Source organism: Amycolatopsis sp. lyj-109, from assembly GCF_046548995.1.
Taxonomy (GTDB): domain Bacteria; phylum Actinomycetota; class Actinomycetes; order Mycobacteriales; family Pseudonocardiaceae; genus Amycolatopsis.
In genome coordinates this window covers 89,483-106,258 of the sequence record NZ_JAJPWR010000020.1, presented here as the reverse complement: position 1 = coordinate 106,258, position 16,776 = coordinate 89,483, and the positions used below count along the sequence as shown (strand labels likewise).

The following is a 16,776-nucleotide window of genomic DNA, read 5'->3' as shown; positions in this document are numbered from 1 at the left end:
TCCGTGGAGTTCTTCTGCTACCACCGCGACCGCCCCGGGTCATTGGCACTGCGGCAAGAAACGCTGGAAGCGAATTGGTCCTACATGGACCGGTACGCGACCCGCATGATCGCCCACGGACCGCTCCTGTCCGACGACGGCACCGCCTGGCTCGGCACCGCCGCGCTGACCAGAGCGGCTAGCCCGAGCGAGGCCAGGACCATCCTCACCGGGGATCGGTACGCCGCCGTCGAAGTTCACACCTGGCGGTTCGGCGGGCGGGTCAGCGCAAGTCCAGCCACATGATGCGCAGCCCGACGTCCCCGGCGACCGGGTGGCGGAAGGCGCCGGGCGCCGTTCCGAGGGTCACGAACCCCAGGCTCTCGTACAGGCGGACGGCGGCCACGTTCACGTCGACGACCGCGTTGAACTGGATCGCCGCGAAGCCGGTCCGCCGGGCCCAGCCGATCATGTCCGTCGTGAGCGCCCGCCCCACACCCGCGCCGCGTGCCTCCTTCGCCACCATCACGCTGCCCGATGCGATGTGACTGCCGGGCCCCGGCCGGTTGGCGTACATGTTCGCCGTGCCCGTCACCCGGTCGCCGTCCAAGGCGACGACCACGCGGGCCGGCGGGTCGCGCAGCCACACCTGCCGCGCGTCGGGCTCGGTCATCGCCGGGTCGTACGGAAACGTGCGCCGCTCGGTGACGACGTCGTGGATGATCGGCCAGATCGCGGGCCAGTCGTCGTCGCGGGCTTCGCGGATCACCCGCTCACCGCGGCACAGAGTTCCGGAACGACGGCCTCGATGTCGTCCCGCAGCACGAATGCGGCGTCGTCGTCGTACGGCGTCGGGTCGCGGTTGACGACGACCAGCGTCGCTCCGGCCCGGACGGCGACCGTGCACAGCGACGCCGCCGGCTCGACCTGCAGCGTGCTGCCGATGGCCAGGAAGAGCCCGCTCGCCGCCGCGATGTTCCTTGCCTGGCCGAGGACTTCGCCATCCAGCAGCTGTCCGAAGAGGACGACGTCGAGCTTGAGGATGCCGCCGCAGCGCGGGCACGCCGGGTCGTCGTCGCCCGCCTCGAGGATCTCTTTGGTCGGGAACCCGGCCGCGCACGCGGTGCACCGCGTGGTGTGCATGCTTCCGTGCAGCTCGAGGACCTTGCGCGCGGCGAGGCCGGCCCGCTGGTGCAGGCCGTCGACGTTCTGGGTGAGCACCCGGACGGCGACGCCCGCGCTGTCGAGCTCCGCCAGCGCGCGATGGGCCGCGTTCGGTTCGGCGCGCCAGGCGGCGTGCCCTGCGTACGCGCGCCAGAACTCGCGGCGCACGTCGGCGCCGGCCATGAAGTTCTCGAGCGTGAAGGCGTTCACCGCGCTCGGCGTGCGCGTCCAGACGCCTTCGGGGCCGCGGTAGTCGGGAATCCCGGAGGCGGTGGAGATGCCCGCCCCGGTCAGCGCGGCGACCCGCCGGGCGCCGCGGAGCCGGTCGATGAGCTTGCCGTCCATGGTGGCGAAGGCTAACGGCTCTCCCGCGGCCGCACGACCGGATTACCCATCACTGGGGTCCTTCCGCAGCCGCAACGCCAGCGCCGGGCACGCCGCCGCCGCCCGACGGGCGTCCGCCACCAGTTCCGCGGGTACCGGGCCGGACGCCACGACCGGGTAGCCCCACTCGTCGAGCCGCACCAGCTCCGGCAGCAGGTCCGCGCACAACCCGTGCGCGCGACACTCGATCGGAGCCACCGTCACCTTCACGCGACACCCGCCGGGACCCGGCACCGGCCGCCGGCCTGGTGCGCGCGGACGTCCGCGTCGAACACGCGCAACGCACTCGCCGCGAGCCGGGCCGCGCCGTCCGGGTGGGCGCACGCCCCTCGGCCGGCCAGCAGCGGAAGGCGGCGGGCCAGCCGGGCCGTCGCGGGACCGCCGTGGATCAGCTCCGCGAAGTCCGCCGCGATCGAGGGCAGGCCGAACGTGCACGGCCCGCACTGCCGGGCCGACTCCGCCGCCAGGAACGCCAGTACCTTCGCCGTGTACTCCAGCCCGCACGCCCGCACCGGCAGCAGGTGGACCGCCGGAATCCCCGGCACCCCGCCGCCGAGCTCCGCCGTCCACGTCCCGCCGTACCCGCCCGCGAGCACCGCCTGCACCGGCTCCGCCTCGCCGCCCGCCGCGGCCAGCACGCCGGCCAGGGACGTCCCCGCGGCCACCTCGACGACGCCGGGCTGCCGGACCGCGCCGGTCACCGTGACGAGTTCGGTCCGGGACGCGCGATAGTGGTGCGGCCCCAGCAGGACCACCGACGCCAGCTGCGCCAGTGTCTCCACATTGGACACCAGGGTCGGGCGCCCGCGCACCCCGCGTTCGGCGGGCCGCGGCAGCTTGCCGAGCGGCCGCGCGTCCCCCGACGTCAGGTACCGCACGAGCGCGGTCTCCTCGCTGGCGACGTACCGGCGCGGGACCTCCGCGACCCGCACCGGCACCCGGTCTTCGCGCTCGGCGAGGGCCGCGGCCACGCTCGGCAGCACCGGGCTGCCGGTGTGCACGCAGAGGACGGCCTCGGCGGCGCCGATGGCGTGCGCGGCGAGCTGCAGGCCGTCGAGGACGAGGTGTGGCGAAAGCGTGAGCAGCGCACCGTCCTTCCGGCTGAGCGGATCGCCTTCGCACCCGTTCGCGACGACGATCGAGCGCTTGGACCGGGCCGCGCGCAGCTTCACCGCCGTCGGGAAGCCCGCGCCGCCGCGGCCGCGCAGGTCCGCCGACTCGACGGCGGCGATCAGCCGGTCGCGGCCGGCGTCATCGTGGTAGGCGACCCACGGCACGACGCCGTTGCGGCGCCGGTGGCCGGCCAGGTCCAGCCGGTGCGGGGGCAGGATGCTCATCGGGTGCCTCCCAGGGCAGCGAACGTGCGGACGTGGGTCGCGCGGTAACCGGCGGCGCCGAGCACGGCCAGCGCGCACAGCACGTCGAGGGCGACGATCCAGCCGTAGGCGGCGTCGTCTTCGGCCATGCCGAAGCCGTGCACCAGCGCGACCGGCCAGCACAGGTAGGCCAGCCAGTGCACGGCGCGCCAGGCCCGCGCCGGCAGCCGGGTGCGCACGAGGCTGGTGACGACGATCGCGAGCAGCAGGTCGATCGCGACGGCCCCGAGCCCGACCCACAGCGGCCGGTAGCCCGCGCCGAACGGGACGACGACGTCGAGCCAGCCGAGCGGGACGTACCCGTCGAGGACGGCCGACGCGATGTGCGCCGCGAGGAAGGCCAGGCTGGTCAGCGCGAGGTTCCGGTGGACGGCGGCGACGGCGAACCGCGGCCATTCGCGCGTGGCGAACCGCCCGGCGCCGAGCGCGCCGAGGACGACGACGCCGGTGAAGAGCACCAGCGAAACGAGTCCGGTCGCGCGGCTGAAGTACCACACCGCGGAGCTCATGCCGCTTCCCGTTCGCCGGGCCAGCCGGGCGTCGTGACGACGTCGCCGTCGACACCGACCAGCCGGGCGGGGAGCCGTCTTCGCTCGAGCCAGCCGGGTGCGCCGGCACCGAGGACGATCGCCGCGGTGCTCGCGGTGTTGGCGTCCACAGTGGACTTCGCGGCGACGGTGACGGTGCGCCAGCGCGCTTCGGGGACGTCGCCGGTGCGCGGGTCGACGATGTGGTGCACGGTCCGGCCGCCGTGGCGCCAGCGCCGCCGGGTGGTACCGGAGGTGGCGAGCGCACCGTCACGGTGGAGGGCGACGGTGGCGTCCGGCCGGCTGACGGCTTCGGCGTGGTCGTCGCCGAGGGCGATCTGCCAGCCGCCGGGCGGCAGGGGGCCGGCGGCCCGCAGATCGCCCCCGAGGTTGACGAGGGCTCCGCAGCCGACAGTGGCGTGGATCCGCCGGGCGGCCCGGTCGGCGGCGAGGGCCTTGGCGGTCGCGCCGAGATCGAGGTGCACGTCCCGCGGAAGGACGACGAGCCGCCGGGCCGGGTCGAAGAGGATCCGGTGCCAGCCAGGGGCGGGGCACGCGCCCGGTCGTGAGTGAGAAACAGCGTTAGAACACTGTTTCTCACTCACGACGAGCTGCGAAACCGCGGTGTTCCGGTCAGCGGCAACCGAAGCGAAGTCACGGTCGTAGCCCAGCGCCCGCACCGCCGCCCCCACCGTGGGGTCGACCAGCCCCTCGGTCAGCCGAGCCGCTCGCAACGCCACCCCCAGCGCTTCCGCCAGCAACGGCCCGACCCGGACCTGCCGCCCGGCCGCCTCGTGCAGCAGCGAGATCTCCGAGTCCGTCCGGAACCGGCTGCACGCCATGTCGATGGCCGCCAGTTCCTCCCGCAGCACCGCGACCGCCGCCTCCAGACGGGCCGGGTCCGTCACCACGAGCTCAGCCGTCGTGCCCAGTGCCGGGAAAGCCGTGGTCACGACGCACCCGAACCGGTGTGTGCCTGGCCGGATCCGCTGCTCAAGCCGCTGTCCGGCGCTTGGAGCTGATCCTGGGTGTCCGTCGAAGTCGTGGAGTTCTGCGTCGTGTCAGTCGAGGCCGACGCCGTCGAGAGGCCGAAGCCGATGGCGCCGACTGCTGCCGCGCCCAGTACCGCGGCGGCCGCCGTGGCCAGCGCGGCCTTGCGGCGTCCCTGCTCGCGGCGGGCGGGTCCGGCCGGGGTGGTGGGTTCCATGGCACCGAGTGTCGGCGCCGATCCTTTGAACGAGCTGGGAACGACCTGTCAAAGCCCTGACGCTCCAACCAAAGGAGGTTGACACCGGACAGCCATTCACTCACTCTTTCCGTTGTCCGCCGGAGGTTTCCTGGTGTTCACGAGCCGGACCACAGCACCTCACGAACCGGCCCCCTGCCGTGGGCACCATGAGGCGCCCACCCCCTCAGTGCTGGAGGACCCATGATCCGCAAGCGGATCTTCGCCGCGTTCGCCGCGGCCACCCTGGTCACCGCCGGTGCGGTCACCGCGGCCGCCGTCACCGGAACGGACGAGCCCACCGCCATCCGGCCGACCGCCGCGGCGGTTCCGGCGTTCGACCACATCGTCCTCGTCATGTTCGAGAACAAGAAGTACTCCTCGATCAACGGCAGTTCCAGCGCGCCCTACTTCACCACCCTCGCCTCGCAGAGCGCGAAGTTCACGAACTCCTTCGCGATCACCCACCCGAGCCAGCCCAACTACGTCGCCCTCTTCTCCGGCGCGACGCAGGGCGTCACCGACGACAGCTGCCCCGCCAACCTCGGCGCGAAGGCCAACCTCGGCCGCCAGGTGCTCGACGCGGGCAAGACCTTCAAGGGCTACTCCGAAGCCATGCCCTCGGACGGCTACACCGGCTGCTCCAGCGGCACCTACCGCCGCAAGCACAACAGCTGGGTCGACTTCTCGAACGTCCCCGCCGCGAGCAACGTCCGGTTCTCGAGCTTCCCGTCCGACTTCACCCAGCTGCCGACCGTTTCGTTCGTTACGCCCGATATGTGCAACGACATGCACGACTGCGGCATCGGCACCGGCGACACCTGGCTGAAGAAGAACCTCGACACCTACGCCCAGTGGGCCAAGACGCACAACAGCCTGCTGATCACCACCTTCGACGAGGACAGCGGCACGTCGGTCAACCAGATCTTCACGAGCTTCACCGGCGCCGGCGTCAAGGTCGGCAGCTACAGCGAATCGATCAACCACTACACCGTGCTGCGCACCATCGAGGCGGCCTACGGCCTGCCCGGCATCGGCAACGCCGCGAGCAAGTCGCCGATCCTCGACGTCTGGCAGTAACCGCGTGTACCTCGCCACCAGCAGGGTCGCTCCGAAGCACGCCGCGAAGGGCAAGCTCTCGGCGGTCGGCGCGAACGTCTTCGCGCTGGGTGCCGTCAGCCTGGTCACCGACGTCTCCTCGGAGATGGTGACCGCGGTCCTGCCGGTGTACCTGGTCCTCGGCCTGCACCTGAGTCCCGCCGCGTACGGGCTGTTCGACGGCCTCTACACCGGCGCGACGGCGTTGCTGCGGGTCGCCGGCGGGTACGTCGCCGACCGGGTCCGGCGGCGCAAGGTCGTGGCCGGTGCCGGCTACGCACTGTCCGCCGTGGCGAAGCTCGGCCTGCTCGCGGCCGGGGCGTCGGCGACCGCGATCGGCGCGGTGATCACGCTCGACCGCGCCGGCAAGGGCCTGCGGACGGCGCCGCGGGATGCGCTGATCACGCTGTCGGCCCCCGAACCGCTGCTCGGGCGGGCCTTCGGCGTGCACCGCGCGATGGACAGCGTGGGCGCGTTCGCCGGGCCACTGGTCGCGCTCGCCGTGCTGGCCGCCGTCGGCGCCACCGACCCCGAGGCCTTCGACGCGGTGTTCGTCGTCAGCTTCTGCATCGCCGCGATCGGTGTGCTGCTGCTGGTGCTGTTCGTCCGCGACCGCCGGACGCCGAAAGAGGCCGCGACCCCGGTCTCGCCGCGGGCGGCGGCCGCGTTGCTGCGCGGCAGCGGGGTGCGGCGGCTACTCGTGGCCGCGTGCGTGCTCGGGCTGGCCACGGTCGGCGACGGCTTCGTCTACCTGCTGCTGCAGCACAAGGAGGACATCGCCACCGGCTGGTTCCCGCTGCTCGCCGTCGGCACGAACCTCAGCTACCTGCTGCTCGCCGCGCCCCTGGGTGCGCTCGCCGACCGGGTCGGGCGGCTGCCGGTGGTACTCGGCGGGTACGGCGCGCTGGCGCTGGTCTACCTGCTGCTGGCCGGGCCGGTGTCCGGCTGGCCGCTGTTCGCGGCGTCGCTCGCGTTGTACGGCGCGTTCTACGCGGCGACCGACGGCGTCCTCATGGCGCTGGCCGGCCCCCTGCTGCCGGAGTCGCTGCGCACCACGGGGATTTCGCTCATCCAGACCGCGCAAGCGCTTGCCTACTTCGCCTCGTCCGTCCTGTTCGGACTCGCCTGGCAGTTCTGGGGCGCGGACCTCGCCATCGCCGTCGCGGCGGGCGGTGCCGTGGTCGCGATCGCCGTGACATTCGCGGTCCTCGGCCCACGGAAGGTGCCGGCGTGAAGACCCGGATCCTCATCGCGGTCATCGGCGTGCTCGTGCTCGCCGGGGCCGCGGTCGCCTACGTCGGGTTCGCGAGCGCGCGCAGCCACGACGTCACCCCGACCGGCGCGGTCAGCCTCGACCCCGGCCCGCGGCTGCTGTTCCGCAGCACCGCCGACGCCGACCGCGGGCACGTCGCCACGGTGGCCGCGGGCGACCCCGGCGGCCCGCGGACGGTGTCACCGCTGTCGTGCGCGCGGGTGTACGCCGCCGGCGGCACCGGGCTCTGCCTGCGCCAGGACGGCGACCTGACCACCTACCAGCTGGCGGTGCTCGACCGGGGGCTGGCGGTGCGGCGGGAGATCCCGCTGGTCGGGCTGCCGAACCGGGCACGGGTGTCGGCGAGCGGCCGGATGCTCGCGTGGACCGTGTTCGTCACCGGCGATTCGTACAACGGCGGCCTGTTCTCCACCCGCGCCGGCATCCTCGACACGGCGACCGGCGACCTGGCCGGGACCCTCGAGGACTACGCGGTGACGCTCGACGGCAAGCCGTACCAGGCCGCCGACCTCAACTTCTGGGGCGTGACGTTCACCCGCGACGACCGCCACTTCTACGCGACGATGTCGACGGCCGGTCACCGCTACCTGGTCGCCGGCGACTTCGCCGCGCACACGATCCGCACGCTGCACGAGAACGTCGAGTGCCCCTCGCTGTCCCCGGACGGGACGCGGGTGGCGTTCAAGTCCGCCGTGGACGGCGACCCGGCCAAGGGCTGGCGACTGTCGGTGCTGGATCTGGCGGCCTCGAAGGTGACGCCGCTGGCGGAAACCCGCAGCGTCGACGACCAGCCCGCCTGGCTCGACGACCACACGATCGGCTACGGCCTGCCCCGCGGCCCGGGCCACGCGGACGTCTGGTCGGTCCCGGCCGGCGGCTCGGGCGCGCCCCGGCTGCTGATCCCGGACGCCGAGTCACCGGCGGCGCTCGGTTCGTGATCGCCTGCGGCCGCGGCTAGTCCAGTCTGCGCAGCCCGTCGAGGATGCGGCGCAGCAGGTCCGTGTCCGGAGGTGCGAATGCGAACCTCGGCGCCGCGAACCCGGCCGTCGCCGGGGCCGGTGGGGGGAGGACCCCCACCACACGCAACGGCAGCCGGGGCGAGAGCGGTTCACGGCGGGTCTGTGCCTGTGCCGGTTCACGGCGAGTCTGTGTCTGTGCCGGTTCACGGCGGGTCTGGGCCGGGATCGGCAGCGTCGGCAGGGCGACCGTGCCCGCGTCGGCCAGCTTCCGCGCGGCCACCTCGCGGAGGAGGCGCGACCGGATCCCGGCCACGGTGAAGTCCGGTTCCGGCTCCGGCTCCGCGGCGGCAGGCTGACGGCGCGGCCGCCGCCGTTCCAGGGTGAGCGCCCAGGCCGCCGCGGCGAAGGCCGGCAACAGCAGCCCGGCGACGATCGCGAGACCCGGCAGGTCGACGGCCATCAGGCGGCCCCGGGCACAGGTAGGAGCATGACGTTCACTTCCGGACGGACGGTTCTTCCGCAGCATGGCCGACACCTGGATATTCGACATTAACGAATTTTCGCGGACCCCGGAGACATCATGAATGACGGTCGACGTTCCCGCAAGCGGCCGAACGGGGTCGACCGTCCGGACGGTAAAACTGCAGCTCAGCACGGGTTTCGCGGCGGGTAGACCGCGCCTCTCACTCAGTAGTACGGACGCTGGTTCGATCCGGTTCACCGCTTCTTTGTACGATTCGTGTACACCCCGGCGGCAAACTGCGGAAATGCGCATCCAGACCTGGCTCGTGGCCGCCACGCTGGCGCTCACCGGGCTCGCCCCCACGTCCCCCGCCTTCGCCGCGGACGGCAATCCACTCGAGAAGACGAACGGCTTCTACGTCGACCCGGACTCCAACCCGGCGGTATGGGTCCGCGACCACCCGGACGACAGCCTCGCCGGGCCGATCAAGTCCTCCGTCGCGACCAAGCCCGGCGCCCGCTGGTTCGGCAACTGGAGCGGCGACATCCGCGCCACTGTCGACTCCTACACCTACGCCGCCGACGTCGCCGACAAGCTGCCCGTCCTGGTCGCCTACAACATCCCCGGCCGCGACTGCGGCGGCGAGTCGACCGGCGGCGCCGGCAGCCCGCAGGCCTACCGCGACTGGATCTCCGCGTTCGCCGACGGAATCGGCGGCAAGCCGGCGATCGTGATCATCGAGCCGGACGCGCTCGCCCAGCTCGACTGCCTGCCCGGCGACGCCCGCCAAACCCGCCTCGACCTGCTGAAGTTCGCCGCGACGCAGTTCGCGCAGAAGGCGCCGAACACGTGGGCGTACCTGGACGGCGGCAACGCGACCTGGATCCCGGCCGCGACGATGGCCTCGCGGCTGAAGTCGGTGGGCGTGCAGTCCATCCACGGGTTCGTGCTGAACGTGTCCAACTTCTACACCACGGCCGAGTCGACGACCTACGGCAAGGCCGTCGGCTCGGCGCTGGGCTATGCGGCCCCGTTCGTGGTGGACAGCAGCCGCAACGGCGCCGGCCACGGCAACCCCGACGACAAGCTGTGGTGCAACCCGCCGAAGCGCAAGCTCGGCGCGACGTCCCAGCTCGGCGGCGGCCCGGAGATGCAGCTGTGGATCAAGGTCCCCGGCGACTCCGACGGCAGCTGCGGCCACGGCGCGGGCATCCCGGCGGGCACGTTCAGCCCAGCACTGGCCAACCACCTCATCAAGGGCGACTGACCAAGCGCCCCAAGGCGGCCTTCGGTGCGTCAGACGCACCGAAGGCCGCCTTGGGTGCGTCTGACGCAACCAAGGCCACATTGGGGCGCTTGGTCAGCCCAGGGAGCAGGTGCGGGCCAGCTCCGCCGGGGTCGCCCCGGCGGGGCGGGCGATCGTCGCCGACACCGGCGGACGCACGCCGCGCAGCCACCCGCCGAGCGCGTCGAACGCCGTCCGGAAGCACGGGCCCAGCGGGCGCAGCCGGTCCGGGAAGGCGTCGACGAGCCCGTCGACGTGGTTGCCGCCCTCGATCCGGTAGTACCGGTGCAGCGCCCCGCGCCCGGCCGCGGTGATCATCCGGTCGTACACGTCGGAGTCGCGGGTGATCGGCAGCAGCGTGTCGAGCGTGCCGTGCAGCGTCAGCAGCGGCTTGCCGATCCGCCCGGTCAGCGAGATCCGCTCGACCGCCCGCGCCACGGAAGGCGGCCGGGACGCATACGCGTAGTCGGCGTCACAGGCCGGCGTTCCCGATGCGCAGAACGGGGTACCGGCCTGAAGCGAGCCGTCGAACGACGGGTCGACCTCTTCGCGGTAGATCCGCTGGGTCAGGTCCCAGTAGACGCGGTAGTGGTAGTCCCACAGGAACTCCGACCCCGGCGCGAACCCGGCGTCCACAATGGACTGGTGCGCCGCCGCCGACCCCGCCGCGTACGCCGGGTACGCCCGCAGCGCCGGCGGCAGGAACGTGAGCAGGTTCGGCCCATCGGCACGCCACAGCGTCCCCTCCCAGTCGACACCGCCGTCGTAGAGCCACGGCCGGTTCTCCAGCTGCCACCGCACGAGGTACCCGCCGTTGGAGAGCCCGGCGGCGAGGGTCTTCGAGACCGGACGGCCGTAGTGCCGGGCCGCGGCGGACCGGGCGGCGAGCGTCAACTGCGTGACGCGCGCGTTCCACTCCGCCAGGGCGTCTCCGGGGCGGACGCCGTCGGTGAAGAACGCCGCGCCGGTGTTGCCCTTGTCGGTCGCGGCGAACGCGTAGCCTTCCGCGAGCGCCTGGTCGCCGAGCGCGCGGTCGTTCGCGTACTGCCGCCGGACGCCGGGCGAGCCGGAGACCACCAGGCCGCCGTTCCACCGGTCCGGCAGGCGCAGCACGAACTGCGCGTCGTGGTTCCAGCCGTGGTTGGTGTTCGCCGTGGACGTGTCCGGGAAGTAGCCGTCGACCTGCACGCCGGGCACCGCGCCGAAGGTGGGCAGTCCCGCCGAAGTCAGCCCGGCCCAGTCCGCCTCGACGGTGTGGCCGGACGCGAGCGTGCCGGTCGTCGTCAGGTCGTCCAGGCATCCGGACACGGCCACTTCAGCGCCCGGCACGTCCACCGGGCAACCGCGCCCGGCCGAAGCCGACGCCGGCGCGGGCAGCGCCACCGCGAGCGCACCCGCCAGAACCCCAACCAGCCAACCCCGCACGGTCCACCTCCGCCTCGTAGCGATACCCGGAACCCAACCGCGTGCGGCACGCGAGAGCCATCCCGCCGGCCACCATGAACGGGCGAGCCGATGTGGTGGACGGCCACATGGTCTCCCACCGCACGGCCGCCTTAGCGTCGCTGGAGCCCCTCTCAACGACGAGAAGGAACCCACCATGCGCAAGCTCGCCTTCGCCGGACTCGCCGCGATCACCGCCGCCGTCCTCACCACCGTCGGGGTGGCCGCCGCCGATCCGCCGCCGTCGTCCCTCGTCCAGATCCCGTCCTTCGGCGCCAATCCCGGCGCACTGGCGATGTACACCTTCACCCCCACCGGGCTCGAGGCCGGCCGTCCGGTGGTCGTCGCGCTGCACGGCTGCACGCAGAGCGCCACGGACTACTACGCCCACTCCGGCTGGCCCGAGCTGGCCGACCGGTGGCGGTTCGAGGTGGTGTTCCCGCAGACGTCGACGGCGAACAACTCGCTGAAGTGCTTCACCTGGTTCGATCCCGCCGACGACACGCGCGGTAAGGGCGAAGCGGCGTCGATCAGGTCCATGGTGGACAAGGCGGTCTCCGACCACGGCTCGGACGCCTCGCGCGTGTTCGTGACCGGCTTGTCGGCCGGCGGCGGGATGGCGGCCGACCTGCTCGCCGCCTACCCGGACGTCTTCGCCGGCGGCGGCATCAACGCCGGCCTGCCCGCGCAGTGCGCCACCGGCATCGCGCAGACGTCGAGCTGCCAGCAGAACGACCAGCACCTGACGCCGGCGCAGTGGGCGGCGAAGGTCACGGCGCAGAACCCCGGCTACCGCGGGCCGTGGCCGCGCGTGGCGATCTGGCAGGGCACCGGCGACTACACCGTCTACCCGGTCAACGGCACCGAACTGCGCGACCAGTGGACCGCGGTGCACGGCGTCTCCCAGACCCCGACGAGCACGCAGTCCCTGCCCGGCGGCACGACCCTGACGAACTACGGCGGCAAGGTGCAGCTGTACTCGATCGCCGGGATGGGGCACGGCACCGCGGTCGACCCCGGCACCGGCACCACGCAGTGCGGCAGCACCGGCGCGTACTTCCTCGCCGGCATCTGTTCCAGCTACTACACAGGCGTCTTCTTCGGGCTGGACGGCGGATCGGACACCCCGACGACGCCGCCGTCGACCTCCACGACCGCTCCGGCGGGTACCTGCGTGAGCGCCAGCAACTACGCCCACACGCAGGCGGGCCGCGCGCACCAGAGCGCCGGGCAGACGTACGCGAACGGCTCGAACCAGGCGATGGGGCTGTGGAACACCTTCACCGTCCACGCGCTGCGGGAGACGTCCCCGGGTTACTGGGTCCTCGCCGACGGGCAGTGCTAGAGGATTCGGACCGGAATGCTCGGTCGCCTGCGGTCGGTTTCTGGCCAATTTCCTGACATATCCCGGACTTCGCCCGTCAGTCCTGGCGTCACCGCTCTCCCCCCGGATAGGATCGAACGCTTTGTGAGCTCACCCGGGACGGAGAAGCGCATGGGGGGCAAAGCGTGTGCCGGCGAGACCGAACGGCTTAGGCTGCAGTACCTCCCGGACCTCGACCGGGTGGTTCTCGGCGGCGATGTCCGACCACGTCTGCTCAGTGTGTGCTTCGAGCCCACGAACCGGTGCCCGGGCAAGTGCCCGTACTGCCTCATCGAAGAGCATGACCGGGACTGGCCGACGAATTCGCTCAAGGCCGTCATCGAAGCGCTACTCGATCACGGCACCGCGCGATTCGGATTCGGCGGCGGCGAGCCCTTGCTGCGCGAGGACCTGCGTGAACTCGGCCTGCTCGTCAGGGAACGAGGCGCGGGCGCACTGCTCCGGACCAGTGGCATGTTCCCCATGGACATCCCCGCCCTGTCCGCGGCCTTCGACTGGTTCGACCTGTCTTTCGACTCCGTCGACGCGGACGTCTTCCGGCGGTGCCGACCGGGTGTCCCGCATGACGTGCTGGTCGACAACCTGCTCGGTCTGGTCGAAACAGGCGCCCGGGTGCGGGTGAGCGTGCTCATCACGGCACGCAACCTCGATTCGGTCGACCGCACCGTGCGCCGGCTCGCCGCAATGGGTGTGCACCACGTGCGGTTGCAGCGGCTCGTCCGGCGCGGCCAGGCCAAGGTCACCTGGGAGAAGCTGAGCGTGCCAGCCGACACCGTCGAAGCCGTACTGGCGGAGGAGGTGGCCGTGGGCGAAGAGCTCGGCATCGACGTCCGCGAGCTGAAGACCGTATCCGACACCACGCTGTGCATCGTCAAGGGCAATGGCGAGTTCTTCAGCGGCGAGCCGACGGGGATCGTCCGGCGCGGCAGCGTCTTCCACCCACCCGACTTGATCGGCATCGCTTCACGCTTGTTCGAAGCCCAGTCCAGGGCGTACCTCCATGTCTGAGGAACTGCGGGCCGCCTTCGAGAAACACGTGGCCACGCTGTCGGGCGAGCACGTCGAGGAACTCGTCGACCGGTCTGCGAGCGTCCTCGCGTTCACCAGAACCCGCGTCTTCAAGATGTTCACCCGCGAACCGCTGGAACGAACCCGGCGCCGCCACGATTGGCTCGCTCGATGCGGTAACCTCGAATGCCGGTACCACGCAGCCGAACTGGCTTCGGCGGACCGGGGGATCTTGGCCATGGAGCGGCTCCCCGGCGAGAAGCGGTTATTGGACCTGTTCGACGCCAACCCGTTCGACCTCGCCCAGCTCGATCGCGTCATCGCCCGTGTCACGTATCTGCAGTCGGTTTCGAACGCAGCACCGCTCCCGGCCGCGCTTTCCGGCGTGGAATTGATCGAGAACGTCGGCAAGCAGGCAGCACTTCTTCGCGGGGACACGCTTGCCGCGCTTGCCGAACGGCTCCTCGCTGTCGGTCGCCGGCTGCTGTCGAAACCGTCCGGCGCCGGCTGGCGGCCGGTCATTCACGGCGATTTGCATGCCGCGAATATCTTCGTGCTGCCCGAACGGGTGGTCCTGATCGACCCGGTTTTCTCGGAGCGGAGAGCGCGCAGTGCACCCGGCTTCACCGAGCTCGCGTCCCTCTACGCGGACGCGCTGGGGCTCGGGCTGGCCGACGTGGCCGAGCGAATCGAACGAGATTTCGCAAGTCGGGGCGGGGTGGCATCCTGGCCCGTGTTCCTGTTGAGTGTCTGTTTGAAGGCCTTGGTACGCTACCGCGTCGCCAAGAGCTCACCGGACACACGAGCAGCACTCGCCGACCAGGCGGATGACGAGTGGTGCTCAAGTGCACGAAGGGTGGCGGACCTGGTGGAGGTCCTGCTGGCGGAGCTCGTGGTCGCCGGCGGGCCGCGGCGGTGATCGAACGAGTGGGTGACGTGGTGTTGTTCAAGCGGCGTCAGCCGGAGCTTCCGGCCGAACAGCCGGCGGCTCCGGAAACGCTGCCGGTGCAAGTGGGGCAGCTGGTACTCCAGACCTTCGAGCACCGACGAAACCAGCTGACGACCAAGTCGACGATCTGCGCCACGGCCGCGTCCGGCGTCATCGTTCTGGTGATCCAGATCTTCCTGGTCAGCCCGTCCACTCGCGTTCCGGTGCGCCTGCTCGGTCTTGCCGCGCTGATCTGTGCCGCGCTGGCCCTGATCGAAGACCTCAACGTGATCAAGAAATTGTCGAAGCGCACAAGGTCGAAGCGCAGCCGAAAGCACATCCTGTTCTTCGGGACTTTCGTGAACCTGCAGCCCGACGAGGCGCACAGCAAGTTCGTTGAAATCACCGAAGAGCAATACATCCACGAACTCGCCGTGCAGGCCGTCGAACTCTCCCGCAACCTTCGCTCCAGGTACGACGCCCTGGGGAAGGCCCACCGGTGGCTCACAGCGGCGATCATGATGTTCGTCGCCACGCTGGCGGTTCAGCAAGTGTTCTTCATCTTCTTCCCGTGATCGCTATCGGAAGGCTGCCCCACGAATGAAGTTGCGCCTGGTCGGAACCGGTTCGATCCTCACGCCGCACCTCAGCGCGTGCACGTTGATCGACGATCGGCTCCTCGTCGACGTCCCGAACGGATCCGTGAAAGCCATTCGCCGATGCTCGGTGAGCCCTGGATCACTCCGCGGGTGCCTGATCAGTCACTTCCACGCGGACCACTACTTCGATGTCGTCTTCCTCCTCCTCGAACTGGGCTTGCGGCAGGTGCAGGAGCAGGACTTCCACCTGGCGGGCCCGAACGGCCTCGAAGAGCGCGTCGAAACCCTCTTCAAACTGGCTTATCCGGAATCATGGGCCAAAGTACGGGAAAATTCGCGGGTCGCCTTCCACGAGTGGCCGAATGATGGCGGCGAGCTGAAGGTGGACAGGTACACCGTCCAAGCCGTGCCCGTCACCCATTCCATCGCGCCGGCCTTCGGCTACCTCGTCCACGACGGCGTTGTCGCGGCCGGCTTCTCCGGCGACTCGGAATTGTGTGAAGGCGTCCACCACATTGTCTCCAAGGCGGCTACCGCCGTACTCGACGGCTCGTTCGCCGGGCCTCGCGGTGGTCACATGGGAATGTCGGATCTGGTGGAGCTCGCCGGACAATACCCGGCCACCCGGATCATTGCGACCCACCTGAGCGATGAGGTCCGCGAACGCGAGTGGCCGGGTGTCCGGTTGCCCGCGGACGGTGACTGCGTTTCACTGTAGCCATGGGCAGTTGCCTGCGCATCCGCGCCTTGGCGGAATCGGGCTCCCCGACCGTCGAGGTCCACGGGTTGCAGGCGGAGGAGCAGCCGCTGCTGTCTGCCTTCGTCGAGCCGTATTGGGCAGTGGAAGCGGACACCGTCCCGGACCGGTTCCCTCGCCTCGAAGTCGTGGGACGCCGAGAAGCCGCCACAGATGACACCGAAGCGGGATATCGGCGCCTCGACGGACGGCGGGTGCTCATCCGCCGCGGCGATACCGCGACGACGACCGTACTACGCGTGATCAACGTGGTCCGGGCCGTTTTCAAGGTCGCCTTGGTGGGTTTGGGCGGCGTCAACTGCCACGCGGGCGTAGTGGACAGCGACGGACATGGCATTCTCGTCACCGGCGCAAGGGGAGCGGGAAAGACGACGGTCGTCCGGGTCTGCGCCGCGTCCGGCTTGACGGTCGTGGCGAACGACCAGTGCATGCTTCTGCCGGGTGAGTCGCTCCGCGCCATCGGCTTTCCGGCACTCGTGGCGGTGCGTGCCGGATGGTCGCCGGCCGGCTGCCCGTTGCCGGACCGGCCGTTGTCCGAAACCACCGACCGTCAGGACGGCCAACCACGAGCTCAGTACACGGTCCAGTCCGTGGCCGAGGCGAGCGGAACGCGGTGTTCGGGCCACACAGCCGCGAAACTGCTGGTGAGCTACGAAAAGACCGCCGAGCCCGGAGTGCTCGCGGTGGCCCGCAGCTCGACCGCGGAGTGGTTCACCGCCGCCGATCTCGGTTTGTCCGCGGCGTACGGTCCCGATCTCGTCCGATTGGCGATGACGGCGCTGGGGACACAGTCCGCGGAGCAGCAACCCGAGCGAGTCCGCACGGCCTTGCGGACCACCGATCACTACCGGATCACCTGCGCGGCCGACAGACTGGCTCAGCTTCCGGGGACATTCCCGGAGCTGCTGCCCAGGTAGGCCGCAC

General features: G+C 71.1%; 20 protein-coding genes. 11 read left to right on the top strand and 9 right to left on the bottom strand.

Going from position 1 to position 16,776, the window contains the following annotated elements:
* Positions 1 to 3: 3 nt before the first annotated feature.
* A complete protein-coding gene (locus ACLJQF_RS35885; RefSeq protein WP_410614713.1) occupies positions 4 to 285 on the top strand; it encodes a YciI family protein in 282 nt (93 codons plus the stop codon).
* Here ACLJQF_RS35885 and ACLJQF_RS35880 read toward each other — a convergent pair.
* The 7 genes from ACLJQF_RS35880 to ACLJQF_RS35850 are packed head-to-tail and all read right to left on the bottom strand — an operon-like array spanning position 263 to position 4,637.
* A complete protein-coding gene (locus ACLJQF_RS35880; RefSeq protein ID WP_410614712.1) occupies positions 263 to 748 on the bottom strand; it encodes a GNAT family N-acetyltransferase in 486 nt (161 codons plus the stop codon). The two genes, ACLJQF_RS35885 and ACLJQF_RS35880, sit on opposite strands and share 23 nt — an antisense overlap.
* Entirely contained in the window at positions 745 to 1,488 is a 744-nt protein-coding gene (locus tag ACLJQF_RS35875; RefSeq protein WP_410614711.1) for an SIR2 family NAD-dependent protein deacylase, read from the bottom strand. Before ACLJQF_RS35875 ends, ACLJQF_RS35880 begins: the two co-directional genes overlap by 4 nt.
* A gap of 42 nt (positions 1,489 to 1,530) precedes the next feature.
* Entirely contained in the window at positions 1,531 to 1,725 is a 195-nt protein-coding gene (locus tag ACLJQF_RS35870; protein ID WP_410614710.1) for a ferredoxin, read from the bottom strand.
* A gap of 8 nt (positions 1,726 to 1,733) precedes the next feature.
* A complete protein-coding gene (locus tag ACLJQF_RS35865; RefSeq protein WP_410614709.1) occupies positions 1,734 to 2,864 on the bottom strand; it encodes an NADH-ubiquinone oxidoreductase-F iron-sulfur binding region domain-containing protein in 1,131 nt (376 codons plus the stop codon).
* Complete coding sequence (locus ACLJQF_RS35860; RefSeq protein ID WP_410614708.1) at positions 2,861 to 3,412, bottom strand: ferric reductase-like transmembrane domain-containing protein; 552 nt, start codon at positions 3,410 to 3,412, stop codon at positions 2,861 to 2,863. The genes ACLJQF_RS35865 and ACLJQF_RS35860 overlap by 4 nt, the downstream gene beginning before the upstream one ends.
* Entirely contained in the window at positions 3,409 to 4,383 is a 975-nt protein-coding gene (locus ACLJQF_RS35855) for an FAD:protein FMN transferase (RefSeq protein ID WP_410614707.1), read from the bottom strand. Before ACLJQF_RS35855 ends, ACLJQF_RS35860 begins: the two co-directional genes overlap by 4 nt.
* Positions 4,380 to 4,637 (bottom strand): hypothetical protein, encoded by a 258-nt coding sequence (locus tag ACLJQF_RS35850; protein ID WP_410614706.1) that lies wholly within the window; start codon positions 4,635 to 4,637, stop codon positions 4,380 to 4,382. The genes ACLJQF_RS35855 and ACLJQF_RS35850 overlap by 4 nt, the downstream gene beginning before the upstream one ends.
* Positions 4,638 to 4,859: 222 nt before the next feature.
* On the opposite strand from ACLJQF_RS35850, the gene ACLJQF_RS35845 reads away from it, so the two are divergent.
* The 3 genes from ACLJQF_RS35845 to ACLJQF_RS35835 are packed head-to-tail and all read left to right on the top strand — an operon-like array spanning position 4,860 to position 7,964.
* Entirely contained in the window at positions 4,860 to 5,735 is an 876-nt protein-coding gene (locus ACLJQF_RS35845) for an alkaline phosphatase family protein (RefSeq protein ID WP_410614705.1), read from the top strand.
* 4 nt (positions 5,736 to 5,739) lie between these two features.
* On the top strand, positions 5,740 to 6,987 hold the full coding sequence (locus ACLJQF_RS35840) for an MFS transporter (protein WP_410614704.1): 1,248 nt from the start codon (positions 5,740 to 5,742) through the stop codon (positions 6,985 to 6,987).
* Complete coding sequence (locus ACLJQF_RS35835; RefSeq protein WP_410614703.1) at positions 6,984 to 7,964, top strand: TolB family protein; 981 nt, start codon at positions 6,984 to 6,986, stop codon at positions 7,962 to 7,964. Before ACLJQF_RS35840 ends, ACLJQF_RS35835 begins: the two co-directional genes overlap by 4 nt.
* Before the next feature lie 16 nt (positions 7,965 to 7,980).
* Here the strand turns inward: ACLJQF_RS35835 and ACLJQF_RS35830 are convergent, their stop codons facing one another.
* A complete protein-coding gene (locus ACLJQF_RS35830) occupies positions 7,981 to 8,445 on the bottom strand; it encodes a hypothetical protein (RefSeq protein WP_410614702.1) in 465 nt (154 codons plus the stop codon).
* 307 nt (positions 8,446 to 8,752) lie between these two features.
* Here ACLJQF_RS35830 and ACLJQF_RS35825 point away from each other — a divergent pair, with 307 nt between their 5' ends.
* The gene (locus ACLJQF_RS35825) at positions 8,753 to 9,715 is read left to right on the top strand and encodes a glycoside hydrolase family 6 protein (RefSeq protein WP_410614701.1); all 963 of its coding nucleotides are present in this window, start codon (positions 8,753 to 8,755) and stop codon (positions 9,713 to 9,715) included.
* A 93-nt stretch (positions 9,716 to 9,808) separates the two neighbouring features.
* On the opposite strand, the gene ACLJQF_RS35820 is transcribed toward ACLJQF_RS35825, so the two are convergent.
* A complete protein-coding gene (locus ACLJQF_RS35820) occupies positions 9,809 to 11,116 on the bottom strand; it encodes a tannase/feruloyl esterase family alpha/beta hydrolase (RefSeq protein WP_410614780.1) in 1,308 nt (435 codons plus the stop codon).
* A 217-nt stretch (positions 11,117 to 11,333) separates the two neighbouring features.
* Here ACLJQF_RS35820 and ACLJQF_RS35815 point away from each other — a divergent pair, with 217 nt between their 5' ends.
* The 6 genes from ACLJQF_RS35815 to ACLJQF_RS35790 all read left to right on the top strand — a co-directional run bounded on the left by ACLJQF_RS35815 (position 11,334) and on the right by ACLJQF_RS35790 (position 16,769).
* Positions 11,334 to 12,521 (top strand): alpha/beta hydrolase family esterase, encoded by a 1,188-nt coding sequence (locus ACLJQF_RS35815; RefSeq protein ID WP_410614700.1) that lies wholly within the window; start codon positions 11,334 to 11,336, stop codon positions 12,519 to 12,521.
* Positions 12,522 to 12,740: 219 nt separating this feature from the next.
* A complete protein-coding gene (locus tag ACLJQF_RS35810; RefSeq protein ID WP_410614699.1) occupies positions 12,741 to 13,568 on the top strand; it encodes a radical SAM protein in 828 nt (275 codons plus the stop codon).
* On the top strand, positions 13,561 to 14,487 hold the full coding sequence (locus tag ACLJQF_RS35805) for a phosphotransferase (RefSeq protein WP_410614698.1): 927 nt from the start codon (positions 13,561 to 13,563) through the stop codon (positions 14,485 to 14,487). The genes ACLJQF_RS35810 and ACLJQF_RS35805 overlap by 8 nt, the downstream gene beginning before the upstream one ends.
* A gap of 17 nt (positions 14,488 to 14,504) precedes the next feature.
* Positions 14,505 to 15,071 (top strand): Pycsar system effector family protein, encoded by a 567-nt coding sequence (locus tag ACLJQF_RS35800; protein ID WP_410614697.1) that lies wholly within the window; start codon positions 14,505 to 14,507, stop codon positions 15,069 to 15,071.
* Positions 15,072 to 15,096: 25 nt separating this feature from the next.
* The gene (locus tag ACLJQF_RS35795; protein WP_410614696.1) at positions 15,097 to 15,813 is read left to right on the top strand and encodes an MBL fold metallo-hydrolase; all 717 of its coding nucleotides are present in this window, start codon (positions 15,097 to 15,099) and stop codon (positions 15,811 to 15,813) included.
* Positions 15,814 to 15,815: 2 nt separating this feature from the next.
* Entirely contained in the window at positions 15,816 to 16,769 is a 954-nt protein-coding gene (locus tag ACLJQF_RS35790) for a hypothetical protein (RefSeq protein ID WP_410614695.1), read from the top strand.
* Positions 16,770 to 16,776: the final 7 nt, after the last annotated feature.

What these genes read in the sequence shown, in the direction of transcription:
- ACLJQF_RS35875 (WP_410614711.1), bottom strand. Translation starts at nt 1,488, where the DNA reads ATGGACGGCAAGCTCATCGACCGGCTCCGCGGCGCCCGGCGGGTCGCC.
- ACLJQF_RS35865 (WP_410614709.1), bottom strand. Translation starts at nt 2,864, where the DNA reads ATGAGCATCCTGCCCCCGCACCGGCTGGACCTGGCCGGCCACCGGCGC.
- ACLJQF_RS35860 (WP_410614708.1), bottom strand. Translation starts at nt 3,412, where the DNA reads ATGAGCTCCGCGGTGTGGTACTTCAGCCGCGCGACCGGACTCGTTTCG.
- ACLJQF_RS35850 (WP_410614706.1), bottom strand. Translation starts at nt 4,637, where the DNA reads ATGGAACCCACCACCCCGGCCGGACCCGCCCGCCGCGAGCAGGGACGC.
- ACLJQF_RS35845 (WP_410614705.1), top strand. Translation starts at nt 4,860, where the DNA reads ATGATCCGCAAGCGGATCTTCGCCGCGTTCGCCGCGGCCACCCTGGTC.
- ACLJQF_RS35830 (WP_410614702.1), bottom strand. Translation starts at nt 8,445, where the DNA reads ATGGCCGTCGACCTGCCGGGTCTCGCGATCGTCGCCGGGCTGCTGTTG.
- ACLJQF_RS35825 (WP_410614701.1), top strand. Translation starts at nt 8,753, where the DNA reads ATGCGCATCCAGACCTGGCTCGTGGCCGCCACGCTGGCGCTCACCGGG.
- ACLJQF_RS35815 (WP_410614700.1), top strand. Translation starts at nt 11,334, where the DNA reads ATGCGCAAGCTCGCCTTCGCCGGACTCGCCGCGATCACCGCCGCCGTC.
- ACLJQF_RS35805 (WP_410614698.1), top strand. Translation starts at nt 13,561, where the DNA reads ATGTCTGAGGAACTGCGGGCCGCCTTCGAGAAACACGTGGCCACGCTG.
- ACLJQF_RS35795 (WP_410614696.1), top strand. Translation starts at nt 15,097, where the DNA reads ATGAAGTTGCGCCTGGTCGGAACCGGTTCGATCCTCACGCCGCACCTC.
- ACLJQF_RS35790 (WP_410614695.1), top strand. Translation starts at nt 15,816, where the DNA reads ATGGGCAGTTGCCTGCGCATCCGCGCCTTGGCGGAATCGGGCTCCCCG.